14 protein-coding genes are annotated in these 12,763 nt (G+C 62.8%); 4 read left to right on the plus strand and 10 right to left on the minus strand.

Annotated features, from left to right (window positions below; all coding sequences use genetic code 11):
* Positions 1 to 321: 321 nt before the first annotated feature.
* A complete protein-coding gene (locus LB515_RS17410) occupies positions 322 to 507 on the minus strand; it encodes a hypothetical protein (protein WP_095764923.1) in 186 nt (61 codons plus the stop codon).
* 220 nt (positions 508 to 727) lie between these two features.
* Here LB515_RS17410 and LB515_RS17415 point away from each other — a divergent pair, with 220 nt between their 5' ends.
* Positions 728 to 1,627 carry a LysR substrate-binding domain-containing protein gene (locus LB515_RS17415; protein WP_095764924.1) on the plus strand — a complete coding sequence of 300 codons (900 nt, stop codon included), beginning with the start codon at positions 728 to 730 and terminating at the stop codon, positions 1,625 to 1,627.
* A 1-nt stretch (position 1,628) separates the two neighbouring features.
* Here LB515_RS17415 and LB515_RS17420 read toward each other — a convergent pair whose 3' ends face one another.
* Together LB515_RS17420 and LB515_RS17425 are read right to left on the minus strand one after the other, a co-directional pair.
* Complete coding sequence (locus tag LB515_RS17420) at positions 1,629 to 2,591, minus strand: alpha/beta hydrolase (RefSeq protein ID WP_140840050.1); 963 nt, start codon at positions 2,589 to 2,591, stop codon at positions 1,629 to 1,631.
* A 305-nt stretch (positions 2,592 to 2,896) separates the two neighbouring features.
* Complete coding sequence (locus LB515_RS17425; RefSeq protein ID WP_095765549.1) at positions 2,897 to 3,082, minus strand: hypothetical protein; 186 nt, start codon at positions 3,080 to 3,082, stop codon at positions 2,897 to 2,899.
* A gap of 340 nt (positions 3,083 to 3,422) precedes the next feature.
* Between LB515_RS17425 and LB515_RS17430 the strand changes: the two genes are divergently transcribed.
* Entirely contained in the window at positions 3,423 to 4,445 is a 1,023-nt protein-coding gene (locus LB515_RS17430) for an acyltransferase family protein (RefSeq protein ID WP_224708440.1), read from the plus strand.
* 8 nt (positions 4,446 to 4,453) lie between these two features.
* Here the strand turns inward: LB515_RS17430 and LB515_RS17435 are convergent, their stop codons facing one another.
* A complete protein-coding gene (locus tag LB515_RS17435) occupies positions 4,454 to 6,559 on the minus strand; it encodes an ASKHA domain-containing protein (RefSeq protein WP_224708441.1) in 2,106 nt (701 codons plus the stop codon).
* Between the two features lie 53 nt (positions 6,560 to 6,612).
* Between LB515_RS17435 and LB515_RS17440 the strand changes: the two genes are divergently transcribed.
* The gene (locus LB515_RS17440; RefSeq protein ID WP_224626007.1) at positions 6,613 to 6,855 is read left to right on the plus strand and encodes a hypothetical protein; all 243 of its coding nucleotides are present in this window, start codon (positions 6,613 to 6,615) and stop codon (positions 6,853 to 6,855) included.
* Between the two features lie 79 nt (positions 6,856 to 6,934).
* On the opposite strand, the gene LB515_RS17445 is transcribed toward LB515_RS17440, so the two are convergent.
* The 6 genes from LB515_RS17445 to LB515_RS17470 all read right to left on the minus strand — a co-directional run bounded on the left by LB515_RS17445 (position 6,935) and on the right by LB515_RS17470 (position 11,611).
* Positions 6,935 to 7,909, minus strand: coding sequence for a methyltetrahydrofolate cobalamin methyltransferase (locus LB515_RS17445; protein ID WP_095764928.1), 975 nt, complete (start codon positions 7,907 to 7,909; stop codon positions 6,935 to 6,937).
* Positions 7,910 to 8,050: 141 nt separating this feature from the next.
* Entirely contained in the window at positions 8,051 to 9,142 is a 1,092-nt protein-coding gene (locus LB515_RS17450; RefSeq protein WP_140840055.1) for a methylenetetrahydrofolate reductase, read from the minus strand.
* Positions 9,139 to 9,729 (minus strand): methylenetetrahydrofolate reductase C-terminal domain-containing protein, encoded by a 591-nt coding sequence (locus LB515_RS17455; RefSeq protein WP_224522699.1) that lies wholly within the window; start codon positions 9,727 to 9,729, stop codon positions 9,139 to 9,141. Before LB515_RS17455 ends, LB515_RS17450 begins: the two co-directional genes overlap by 4 nt.
* Positions 9,722 to 10,024, minus strand: coding sequence for a virulence factor (locus LB515_RS17460; RefSeq protein ID WP_041003951.1), 303 nt, complete (start codon positions 10,022 to 10,024; stop codon positions 9,722 to 9,724). The genes LB515_RS17455 and LB515_RS17460 overlap by 8 nt, the downstream gene beginning before the upstream one ends.
* A gap of 134 nt (positions 10,025 to 10,158) precedes the next feature.
* Complete coding sequence (locus LB515_RS17465; protein WP_224545513.1) at positions 10,159 to 10,941, minus strand: formyl transferase; 783 nt, start codon at positions 10,939 to 10,941, stop codon at positions 10,159 to 10,161.
* Between the two features lie 94 nt (positions 10,942 to 11,035).
* Positions 11,036 to 11,611 carry a DUF4893 domain-containing protein gene (locus tag LB515_RS17470; RefSeq protein ID WP_224708442.1) on the minus strand — a complete coding sequence of 192 codons (576 nt, stop codon included), beginning with the start codon at positions 11,609 to 11,611 and terminating at the stop codon, positions 11,036 to 11,038.
* A 238-nt stretch (positions 11,612 to 11,849) separates the two neighbouring features.
* Here LB515_RS17470 and LB515_RS17475 point away from each other — a divergent pair, with 238 nt between their 5' ends.
* The gene (locus LB515_RS17475) at positions 11,850 to 12,761 is read left to right on the plus strand and encodes an NAD-dependent epimerase/dehydratase family protein (protein ID WP_224708443.1); all 912 of its coding nucleotides are present in this window, start codon (positions 11,850 to 11,852) and stop codon (positions 12,759 to 12,761) included.
* Positions 12,762 to 12,763 lie beyond the last annotated feature (2 nt).

Genomic DNA, 12,763 nt, shown 5'->3' on the forward strand with positions numbered 1-12,763 from the left:
TCGCCTTCGCTTAATGGAGTGGGGCAGCTCGTTTTGGCTGACGGTGATATAGGCTCAGTTCAGCAAAAACTGAATCGCAAAAGCGAAGCGCTTGATATGAAAAGCGACATGGTTTGCGACATTCTTGGGCAGCGTGCCCAAAATTTTCCATTATTTTCGGTGGGTTAATTGGTTTGTTAATCCGCTATGCGGGTGGCTCATATGCGTCATGCGGCGGCCGCATGGCTGGAAAAGTCGTTTGAACACAAATAAAAGGCTCTAAACAAACGAAAGGCCTGCCGAGCTGACGGGGCAGGCCTTCAGAACTTCATACACACTCGGTTACTTCGCTCCGGCCCAGCTTCCAACACCGAGGCGCAAGCCGGTCTTGGCATCGGCGGCTTCCGGCCAGCCGATATCCTTCTGCAGTTCGATCGGCAGGGCATGGATCGCGCGTTCGGTCTGGTAGCGGGCGCGGGCCGCGCTGAATTCGGTCGCAAGCCGACCGATGGAAGACAGGATAGACATTCTTTCTCCTCTATGCGGGCAGGGAGGGGCGCCCGTCATTGCGTTAAACCAGGTCTGTTTCAGCTTCATTTCACGTCGATTGCAGGACTGTGTCAGGGTCGTTTCATGGCTGCTTTTGGCAGCATCCTGTATCGATCGAGTTGACTATGCGCCTGGAGTGATGTTCAATCAAACGAAATGGAATGATCGATTGCATCAGAAAAATTGAAGGCAGACTGCCATGAACGCCCCGCTCAATCATCCCTTGCCGCTGCTTGACCTCGATGTGCTGCGCACCTTCGTGGCGATTGCCGAGACCGGCAGCTTCACCACCGCCGCCAATGCGGTGTTCCGCACGCCATCGGCCGTCTCCATGCAGATCAAGAAGCTCGAGGACATCCTCGGCCGTTCCGTCTTTGCGCGCGACGCGCGTTCGGTGACGCTGACCACGGATGGCGAGATGCTGCTCGGCTATGCGCGCCGGCTTTTGTCGATCAACCGCGAGGTGGTGTCGAAGTTCATCATTCCCGACATTGTCGGCGTGGTGCGGCTCGGTTCCCCGGACGACTATGGCGAGCGCGTGCTGCCGCATGTGCTGAAGCGTTTTGCCCAATCGCATCCCTCGATCGCCGTCGACGTCACCATCGACCAGAGCATCAATCTGCGGCGCCGCATGGACGACCGCGCGCTCGACATCACGCTGCTCACCAATTCCTACAAGACCAGCGCGATCGGCGCGGAGGTGCTTTTGACCGAGCCGATCGTGTGGGCGGGCGCCAAGGGCGGCTGCGCGCATCTGCGCGAGCCGCTGCCGGTGTCGCTGTGGGAAGAAGGCTGCGCCTGGCGGGCGGGAGCGCTCGAAGCGCTCGGGCGCGAGGGCCGCAACTACCGCATCGCCTATATGAGCGCACACACGGCCGGCCAGCGCGCCGCGATCATGGCCGACCTCGCGGTGGCGCCGCTGCCGAAGTCCTTCCTCGGCGACGACATGGTCTCGCTGGGCGCCAAGGACGGCATGCCCGAGATCGGCACCTACAATCTTGCCATGGTGGTGGCGCCTGATGCGAGCGCGCCGGTGAAGGCCGTGGCCGACCATATCCGGGCGACGTTCGAAGTGTTCCGGGAAACCGGCAAGTTCTGAACTATTCGGCCGCGGGCGCGGAGCGGGCTGCGAAAGCTGCTTTCGTCCTGCGTCGAGCGCGGGCTCGGGCTGGCGCCGGAACGCTGAGGAAATCGACGATGGAATCGCGAGCGCGGCGCGCCTCGGGCATCTCGATCAGCGGCCAGACGTGGAACATGCCTTCCTCGTAGACCAGGTCGACCTCGACACCGGCAGCACGCGCGCGTTCGGCGAAGATGAGATTATCTGGCGTCAGCATGTCGCGTGAACCGGTCAGCAGCAGCGTCTTGGGCAGCACGGACAGGTTGCCGTAGAGCGGGCTGATATGCCAGTCGGTGCGGTCGAAACCGGCGCTGTAGAGCCGCACCGCTTCCAGCCCACCCGCAATACCCAGCCATGGATCCTGCCGCTCGGCCTCGAAGACTTCGGGATTTGCAAGCGAAACGTCGAGACCGGGCGAGATCAGCACATGGCGCGACGGTGCCGGCAGCCCCTCCTCGGCGGCCATCATGGTCAGCACAACGGCCATGTTGCCGCCGGCGGAATCGCCCATGAAGACGATGTCTTGCGCCTCAGTCTCTTCGAGCATGCGCCGGTAGACGTTGCCGACCATGCCGAACATGTCATGGAAATTGTGCTCCGGCGCGATGGGGTAGACCGGCACGGTGATGCCGAAACCGAGACGCTCGGCCATCTCGGCGATCAGCCCCCAATGGTAGGAGGTGATCTGAAAGACATAGGCGCCGCCATGCATGTAGAGGATGCGCCGGCTTTCGCCCGCCTTCGGCGCGATCTCATAGACGGGAAAGCCGTCGATCTCGGTCTCGGTGATGTCCAGCCGTGCCCTGAGCAAGGCCGGCGGATGATAGTCCTCGGTCTTGCGGGCGTAGGCGATCCAGCGCTGCAGGTTCTCGGGACTGGAAAACGCCTTCTTGCGGCTGTGCCTGAGAACGAACGAAACGAGATGGCTTTTCAAACTGGGCATGCAGATACACGCACTTCGGCAGAGCCGACTAAGAGAATTCCCCCGCTCTGCGAAGATTGTACCTCAGTTAAAAATGTCAAGGATCACGCTGGCACATCGGCGTGATCGGATGGTGCCGGTTCTTTGTTTGCGCGATTTCGGGCGGAAGGCTACGCCGAATTGTCGAGCCTAGCTGCGCACTGTTCTGGAATTGCTCTAGCGCCGCTTCGACAGCAGCGCCGAGCGCAGTTTGTTGTCGCCGGCAACCGAGGCCGCGTCGCGGCCCCGGCGCTTGCCGAGCAGCTTGCATTTGTCGGCGAAGGTCATCAGCGCGGCGTGCCCAGAAGCAGCGCATGAAGGGCTGCCTGCGGGTCGCTCGGCGGCGAGGCCGGCCAGCCGATATCCTTCTGGACATGCGCAGGCAGGCTGTTCAGCGCGCGGATCGCCTTGTTCCTGGCATGAGCCTGCCTGATGGTGACACCGAAGCGGCTGAGATTATCGTACATCGACATTTTCATCTCCCTTTGAAGAACCAGCGGCAGCCGAGGATCTGCTTTCATGGATGTCGTTTCCCAAAAACACTTTTGGGCGACATGCATGGTCGGCCGCCGTTCGATGCGCGTTAAATGCGTCACGCATGTATCGGATCGATTTCGCGAAAACAGCGTTTCGGTTTCCGGATCGCGCGAATCCGGAAACATTTGCATGCAAACGAATTTAGAGGGCTGCTATGCCGGTTCCTATCCGGATAGCTGTCATGAGCGGTTGACAGCAGCAAGCGGCTGCATTGTTATTGTGCAATGCGGCGTGGGGCGTGTGCATCGCAGCATGATGCGATCGGATCAAGGCATCGTGACGAGCATCCATAGTGTCCAATATCTGCGCGGCCTCGCCGCCTGCGCGGTTGTTTGCTTTCACGTCAGCGAGCAGTTCGGCGGTCCGTTCGACGTCGGGGCCGCCGGCGTCGACATCTTCTTCGTCATTAGCGGCTTCATCATGTGGGTGACGACGGCCGGCAGGCCGGCTGATCCTTGGCGCTTCATGGGGCGCCGGATCACCCGCATCGTGCCTCTCTACTGGATCGTCACGCTGCTGACCGCGGCGGGCATCCTGCTCAAGCCGCAATTCTTCTACGGCCATTTCTTCAGCGTCCCGAATTTCGCTGGTTCGCTGTTCTTCCTGCCGGTCCTGCAGGAGGGCGCGCTGCATCCCATCGTCATACAGGGTTGGACGCTTTGCTATGAAATGATGTTCTATCTCGTTTTCACGCTTGTCCTGTTCCTGGGCGAGCGGTGGCGGTTCGGCGTCCTCACCGGCGCGCTTGTCGCCATCGTCGCGCTGCATTTCGTCCTTCCGGCCGGATATGCGCATGCCTTCACCGATCCCGTCGTGATCGAGTTCGCGGCCGGCGTCTTTGTGGGGCGCATGTGGCTCCAAGGCGCCAGGCTGCCGCTCGGGGTGGGACTGGCGATGGCTGGCGCGGGATTTCTTCTGCTTGCGGCCGGCCCGCTATTCGATGCCGATTTGCCGCGGGCCTTGCGCTGGGGACTTCCGGCCGCATTGATCGTGGCGGGTGCGGTTTTTGCCGAACGGTCGCGGCCATTCAAGCCGGCTGCCTTGCCCACATTTCTCGGCGATGCGTCCTATTCGATTTATTTGTGGCATGTCGTGGTCGGCGTCCTGACGACTGGCGTCGTCCTGAGGACCGGCCTGCCGGCAGCGATGCAGCCGGCGACGATCCTGGTCGCCACGCTGGCGCTCTCGGCGATGCTATATCTGATCGTCGAAAAGCCATTGATCAGGCTGCTGCATCCGCAACGTCCCAAGGGCGCCGTCAAGGCAGTCAATGCCGCGGCCGCAGGGGCAGCGGAATGAACTGAACGTTAGTCCCGACCGCGCCGTGCAGCGCGCTCCTCGCGTGAACGCCGGCGTGGGGTAGCGTCACCGGCGGTGCCGTCCTCGCTCAGCGCTTTGCGCGGCGGCAGCTTCACCGCGGCCGCCAGTTTCGGGAAGGGGTCGACCTTGTTCGGCAGCGCCATGGCGTAGACGAAGTGCTCCTGGAATTTCGGCTCAAGCGCCGTCTCGATCTTCTCGATCCTGCTCACCGTCTCCTCAATCTCGCGCCGGTAACCGCGATTGAGCAGCGCCATGCGCGCGCCGGCGCCGGCGGCGTTACCGACGGCCTGGACCTTGTCCAAGTCGCAATCCGGGATCAGGCCGAGCACCATGGCGTATTTCGGATCGATGAAGGAGCCAAAGGCACCGGCGAAATGGATGCGGTCGACATGGTCGGTGTGCTGCTTTTCCATCAGAAGCTTGGTGCCGGCATAGAGCGCCGCCTTGGCAAGCTGGATGGCGCGCACGTCGTTCTGGGTGATGGTGATCTTGGGCTCGCCCTCCTTCAGCACGTAGGAGAAGGTGCGGCCGTTGGGCACGATGCGCGGCGAGCGCAGGCCGAGCGATCCGTCGACGACGCCGTCTTCCGAGATGATGCCGGCGAGATACATCTCCGCCACCACTTCGATGATGCCGGAGCCGCAGATGCCGGTGACGCCGGTGGCCTGCACGCTGTCGGTGAAGCCAGGCTGATCGGACCACAGTTCCGAGCCGATGACCCGATATTTCGGTTCCAGCGTTTCGGGGTCGATGCGAACGCGCTCGATGGCACCAGGCGCCGCGCGCTGACCGCCGGAGATCTCCGCGCCTTCGAAGGCCGGGCCGGTCGGGGAGGAGGCCGCCACGACGCGCGTGGAGTTGCCGAGCACGATCTCGGCGTTGGTGCCGACATCGACGATCAGCATCATCTCGTCCTGACGATGCGGGCCTTCCGACAGGGTGACGGCGGCCGCGTCGGCGCCGACATGGCCGGCAATGCAAGGCAGCATATAGAGACGCGCGCCCTGGTTGAGCTTCAGACCGATGTCGGAGGCCTTGATGCGTACGGCGCCTGAGACGGCAAGCGCGAAAGGCGCGCCGCCCAACTCGGTCGGATCGATGCCGAGGAACAAATGATGCATGATCGGATTGCCGACGAAGACGGAATCCAGGATGTCGTTGCGCTGGACATTGCCTTCGGCACAGACCTTGTCGACGAGGCCGGAGATCGCCTCGCGCACGGCGACCGTCATGCCTTCGCGGCCGTCCGGGTTCATCATCACGTAGGAGACGCGGCTCATCAGATCCTCGCCGAAGCGGATCTGCGGATTGGACGTGCCGGAAGAGGCGGCGACGCGTCCCGACAGCAGCGACACCAGATGCATGGCAATGGTGGTCGAGCCGATGTCGCAGGCAAGGCCGTACGCCTCGTTCTTCAGGCCGGGCCACAGCGCGATGACGCGCGCGATATCGCTGTCGGCGTCCTTGTGGATGGCGGCGGTGGCGGTCCAGTTGCCCTTGCGCAGAATGCCCTGCACCTGCGGCATGAGATAGAAGTCGAATTCGAGGTTCTTTAAACCCCAGTCCTTCAACAGGGCGATCTTCAACCGGTCGAGGTCGCCGAGCGGCTTGTGCATATCGGGCTCTTCGATCTCGACATAGCACATGCGGATCGCCGTATCGCGGGCGATCACCCTGGTATCGGCGTCCTTGCGGATGGTCTGGGCGTTGATGACCGTGTCCTGCGGCACGTCGATGACGAGGTCGCCGAGGATCTGCGTCGAGCAGGAGAGGCGGCGCCGCTCGGGCAGGCCGCGCACGCGCTCATAGCGCTCTTCCTTGGCGCCCTTGGGCGAGATGTGGTCATTGGACGAGACGATCTTGTGCTTGGCGAAGTTGCCTTCCTGCACTTCGATCTGGCAGCGGCCGCAGGTGGCGCGGCCGCCGCAAACGCTTTCGACATAGACGCCGAGCTGGCGCGCGGCATCGAGCACCGGCGTGCCAACCGGAAAGCGGCCGCGCTTGCCGGATGGCATGAACAGCACGAGCGGATCGGTGATGTTGGGGGGAGGATTCATGCTGGCACGTGTCTCGATGGCAATCGCCGATGCCATTTAACGGATCGTTTTACTATTGGGCGGAGAGTCCGTTGGTCCAGGGGCCAACCATGTCGGATCTGTTGCTCTCCGCCATCTTCACCGCGTTCACCATGGTGCGCGTGATCAAGGGCTCGTGGCTGCGCAATCCGCAATATCTCGCCACCGGGATCCTCGGCGCGATCGTCGGTGCGCTGCTGCTGCACGCGTTCTGGCCCGCCTATGACGATGATTTCATCGTCGGCGGCGTGACAGGCATTTTCGGATCGTGGGCGGGAATGGCGTTGTTCGACGCCATATTGGGCGTGGCCTGAACGCAAAGCAGAGCTGTCCGGCCGCATCCACGATGCGATCGGACCAGCCTTGTTTGCGGTGCGGCTCACGATTGCGCGCTTATCCTCTGGCCATGCGGGCTTCGCGGCCGCCGCGGCGCCGGCCGCCATTGCCGTTACCTTCGCCCGGCGCATTGACGGCCGTCGGAGCCGCAACCGCTTGGCCGCCTTCGGCCGGCTTATAATCCTTGTAGGTGCGGATCCAGTTGGTGCAGTTCTCGTCGGTGCCGTTCAGCACATTGGCGCCGCGCACGGCTTCCATTTCCTGCGGACGGACCGGGTTCATGATTGCCGAGGTCATGCCGGCGCCGATCACCATCGGGATGAAAGCGGCGTTGATGCCGTGGCGGTGCGGCAGCCCGAAGGAGATGTTGGAGAGGCCGCAAGTGGTGTTGACCTTGAGCTCTTCGCGCAACCGGCGCAGCAGCGCGAATACCTGGCGGCCGGCATCGCCCAGCGCGCCGATCGGCATCACCAGCGGGTCGACGACGACGTCATGCGCCGGGATGCCGAAATCGGCGCAGCGCTCGACGATCTTCTTGGCGACGGCGAAGCGGACGTCCGGGTCCATCGAGATGCCGGTCTCGTCGTTGGAGATGGCGACGACCGGAACGTTGTATTTCTTGACCAGCGGCAGGATTGCCTCGAGCTTTTCTTCCTCGCCGGTGACGGAGTTGACCAGAGGGCGGCCCTTGGCGACCTTCAGCGCGGCTTCGATCGCGGCGCTGACCGAGCTATCGATCGACAGCGGCAGGTCGACCAGACCCTGCACGATCTCCAGCGTCTGCACCAGAAGCGCCGGCTCGGTCGCATTGGGGTCGACGGCGGTGACGCCGGCATTGACGTCGAGCATGGTGGCGCCGCAGGCGGCCTGTTCCAGCGCATCCTTGATGACGGTCTCGAAATTGCCGGCCACCATCTCGGCGGCGAGCTTCTTGCGGCCGGTCGGGTTGATGCGTTCGCCGATCACGCAGAAGGGCTGATCGAAGCCGATGACGATTTCTCGGGTCGCCGAGGCGACGATGGTGCGGGTCATGCGATCTCTCCGTCGGGATATAAAGACTTCTTTATATCGTTATCTGATTTGGTTCAAGTGAATGCGTGCCGTCCGGGCTCTTAGACTCTAAGTTCATGTATGTCGTTGCCCAAACCGGTTCCCACTTTGGGGCGACATACATCAATGCGCGGTCTTCACCATATCCACCTGGGTTTCGGTTATCTCGTCATGCAGCAGGTGGTCGAGCCGGTCGGCGACCAGCTGGTCGTCGCGGCGGATCTCCCGCTTCCAAGGTTGGCGGCCTTTCAGCACGCCGGATTCATCGACGATCTCGGCGACATATTCTTCCTGGCGATAGGCCATCACATGGATGCCGGCGACGCCCGGGATTTCCTTCACCTCGTTGATGATGTCGATGCAGAGCTGCTTGCCTTCCTTCTTCTGATCCTGCGCGCCCTCCAGCCGCTTGATAACCGCATCGGGGATGTGGATGCCCGGCACGTTGGAGCGGATCCATTTCGCGGTCTTGGCGGAGGCGAGCGGGCCGACACCGCAGAGCAGGAAGAGCTTTTCGGTGTGGCCGAGGTCGCGCGCCTTCTGCATGAAGGCTTTGAACATCGGCACGTCGAAGCAGTACTGGGTCTGCGCGAACTGCGCGCCGGCGGCGATCTTCTTGCCGAGATGGATCGGGCGGAAGTCGTAGGGCGGCGCGAAGGGATTGACCGCGCAGCCGAGGAAAACCTGCGGCGGCGTCGTCAGCTTGCGGCCGGACAGGAACTTGCCGTTGTCGCGCATGATGCGGATGGTTTCGAGCAGCGACATGGAATCGAGGTCGAACACCGGCTTGGCGCCGGGCTGATCGCCGGCCTGCACGCCGTCGCCGGTGAGGCACAGCATATTGGCGACGCCCATCGCGGCGCCGCCCAGCACGTCGCCCTGGATGGCGATGCGGTTCTTGTCGCGGCAGGCGATCTGCATGATCGGCGCGTAGCCCATGCGGGTGAGCAGCGCGCAGATGCCGACCGAGGACATGTGGCAGTTGGCGCCCGAGGCATCGACCGCGTTGATGGCGTCGACCCAGCCGTCGAAGATCTTGGCGCGATTGTAGACGTCTTCGGGATCGGCGCTGTCGGGCGGATTGAGCTCGGTCGTTACAGCAAACTCGCCGCGGCGGAGCACGCGCTCCAGCCGGCCGCGCGACGTGTGGCCGGGCAGGGGCTCGAGCGGCAGGTGGATGCCGGCCGGGTTCTCGTCGATCTGGCGGATGGTCATGCCGAAGCTCCGGGATTCTTGGCCGCTTCGCGCGCGGCGGCGGCCTGCGCGGTCACGCGGAGCCAAGCCGAGGTTTCGCGCAGCGACTGATCGACCGGCTTCTGCACGGTGAGGATCTTGTCGCCGTGGACCATGTTGCGCGAGCCTTCCCAGGCCTTGACCCAGACGCAGGGCATGTCCGGCTCGACCTCGCAATTGCCGTTGGCGCGCACGCCGCCGCAAGGACCGTTGCGCAGTTGCTTGGGGCAGTTCATCGGGCACGACATGCCGGTGGAGGAGAGCACGCACTGGCCGCACATGCGGCAGTCGAACATGAAGCCCTTGACCCGCTTCTCGACGAATTTCACCGGGGCTTCGACGCGGCCGTAGCCGATGCCTTTCCAAAGAGGGTGCAAGAGCAGGAAGACGTCGGCGAACCGGCTGTAGAACCATTCGAGCAAGCGCGAGTGCCGGACCGACCAAAGCCGCACGGCAAAAGTGCGCTGAACGCGGCGCTGCGGCGACACGTCGGCAGGCTTGTAATCGGATTTCGGCGCGGCCTTCTTGACCAAGGTGGCCTGGGTGACCGCCGGCTGTTGCTCAGACATTTTCTTTCCCGCCAGCCTTGACCAGAGCGACCAGCCGCTCTCGGTCATATTTCGCGTCGAGTTCCTGATAGGCTTTCTCAACCTCGGCCTCGATGTCGTCGCCGACCGGAACCGGGTCGGCCTTGCGCCATTCCGCCAGATAGTCGTCGGTGCCGCCGGCGCCGGTGCGCATGGCGCACATGTCTATCGCCTCAGTGAAGCGCAGCGGCAATTCGCGCTTGGCGTTCTGCCGGCCCTTCTTGACGATGACCTGGGCTGGGATGTCGCGCCAGTAGACGACGATCAGATCGGCCATGAATTCTCAACTCCTCGAAGTCATGGAGCATTGCCGCATGCGTGGTTGAGCCGCTTGTTATGGGACGACGCGCGCGCCTTCAAAAGCGACGCTGGCGATGGCGCAAAGCGAATGCTGAAATCCGTTGCGACTGATCACCAGACGCGCTTGGTCAGGCCGGTCCAGAGATAGAACCAGATCGTCGGGTGATACCATTGCTTCGATGGCAGGCCCGTATCGATCGTTTCCAGTCTGCCGGCCAGCGCATTGCCGACCGCCTCGACGCAGATATCGCGCGAAAAGGCTGCCTGCCGCAGCGCGTAGCTGGCGATCGTATCGCCGGTCTTGGGCCTGCCGCGCGCCTGCTTCAGCACGCCGCCGGTGTCGACGCCGGCATCGACCAGGTGAACGGTGGTGCCGAAATTCCCTTGATCGCCGAAGGCCAGCGCCCAGTAGCCGCCATTCATGCCGCGATATTTCGGCGCGATGCCGGCATGGTAGTTGAGCACTGGGCAAGGCATTCTTGCCAGCGTTTCCTTCGACAACAGCCTGCAGCCGGCAAGCAGCACCACGCCCGGATTGATCCTGGCGACCGCCTCGAGGCATTCGGGCCCGTTGGCGGATGGCACATGGATGATCACCTGACCTTGCCGCGGTTCAGTGTCGAGCTTCTCCTCGGCGATCAGCCTCTCGGCATGACCGGCGAGGAACCGCTTGCCGAGCCTGGTCAGCACCATCGTGCCGAGCTGGCCTATGGCCGAGATCCAGCCCTGACGTCGCGCACGGCGGATGAGCAGGCGCTTTTTGGATTCGGCGGATTCGAGGATGACGCTGACGGGACCGACACGGTCGGCAAGCGCATTGATGATGGCCCAGATATGCGGGCCACCTTCGGTGACGACCACGATCGGTCGCGTATTCGAGTCCGACGCTGCCACGGCACCCACCCGCTTGAAATCGCGCGCATGCTATGCGGAGCAGGTTAATCCTTGGTGTGACGGCGCCGTTTCAACGAGGCAGCAGAGGACGGGCTCAGCGCTTGAATTCCATGATGTCGAGTTTCGATTCGTAATAGGGCGCCGGGAATTCGATCCGCCACTCGGTGGCGCTGTTGCGGAAGGCGTAGCCGACCTGGTCGCTTTCGGGACCGCTGCCATAGGGCTTGGCCTTGTCATCATTGACCGAGAACGAGCCGAGATAGATGGAGCGTTTCTCGCCGTCGTCGAAGAAGCGGCCGGTTGTGCGCTGCGAGCCGCTGATCTTGGCGAGGCGCCAACCGGAGCCGTCGTCGGTCACCTTGCACTTGAACCAGCCATAGATGATGAGCGGGCTCAGGCCGCCCGCCTTGATGGTGCGGCACTTCCAGTTGCCGGTGAGATCCTTGTCGGAGAAGGCGACAAGAGGTCTGGCGAGCAGTTCGTCCAACTGCTTGACCTCGGACGGATCGCTGGCTTTTGCCGCCTCGAGAGCCGCCTTGCGCGTCTCGCCATATCTATCCAGTCGCGTCTTGTCGGCGGCGGTGATCAGCTTCTGCACTTCGCCGTCGGCAAGGGACGGCAAAGTGAGGGCTACGACACCGAGGGCGGCAAGGAACAGGCGAGCCATCATGAACGTGTTTCCTCAAATCAATAGCTGGAACAAAGTTCTTTCTATCGCTGGCGCACAACTTACCGGTTCGCGCTCACCTGTCATCCGTGCTTTACAGCGTCAGCCAGAGCCGGATGATTTCAGGTCGGGTCGACCTGAAATCTGAATCCGGCTCCAAATCAAAGAGATAGAGCATGATGTCGTCCGAAAACCGCTCCACACTTTTCGGCATCATGCTCTAGAAAATGGCGGTTGATCGATGCGAATTTTGCTCACGGGATCGTCCGGCTGGTTGGGCAGCGCGCTTCAGCCAAGGCTCGAAGCGCTCGGCCATGAGGTGGTCGGTCTCGATCCGGTTGCCTCGGCGCGCACGCAGGTCGTCGGCTCGATCGCGGATCGCGATCTTGTCCTGAAGACCGTCCGTGAGAACAGCATCGAGGCCATCATTCACAGTGGGGCGCTGCACAAGCCGAATATCGAGCACCATGAGAACACAGCCTTTATCGCCACGAATGTGCAAGGCACGCTCAATCTGCTCGATGCTGCCGTGGCCTGCGGCGTGCAACGCTTCGTCTTCACCTCGACGACGTCGCTCATGATCGCGCAGGCGATCCGCGCCGGCTTCCAGAGCGGCGCGCGCAAGGCCGCCTGGCTGACGGAAGAGATGTCGCCGGAACCGCGCAACATCTATGGCGTGACGAAACTCTCGGCCGAGCATCTGTGCCGCCTCTACCACCTTGAACACGGACTGCCGGTCGTGGTGCTGCGCACGGCACGCTTCTTTCCCGAGGCGGACGACATGGCGCATGCCATCGAGCAGTCCGATGCCAACACCAAGGCCAACGAGTTGCTGTTCCGGCGACTGACGGTGGAGGATGCGGCGGAAGCCCATGTGGCGGCCCTGGAGAAGGCGCCGAGCCTTGGCTTCGACATCTTCATCATCTCGGCGCCGACGCCGTTCCGGCCGCAGGATTGCGCCGAGCTGATCGCCGACGCGCCGACGGTCGTCGCGCGCTATTTCCCGAATTATTCGAGGCTCTATGCGAGGAAGGGCTGGACGATGTTTTCCTCGATCGACCGCGTCTACGATCCGTCGCGGGCGAGGGAGCGGCTGGGCTTCGTCTGCAGGACCAGCTTCGCCGATGTGCTTGCAGCGCTGGAACAGGCGTGACG

This window comes from Mesorhizobium sp. CA15 (assembly GCF_020165215.1).
GTDB lineage: Bacteria > Pseudomonadota > Alphaproteobacteria > Rhizobiales > Rhizobiaceae > Mesorhizobium.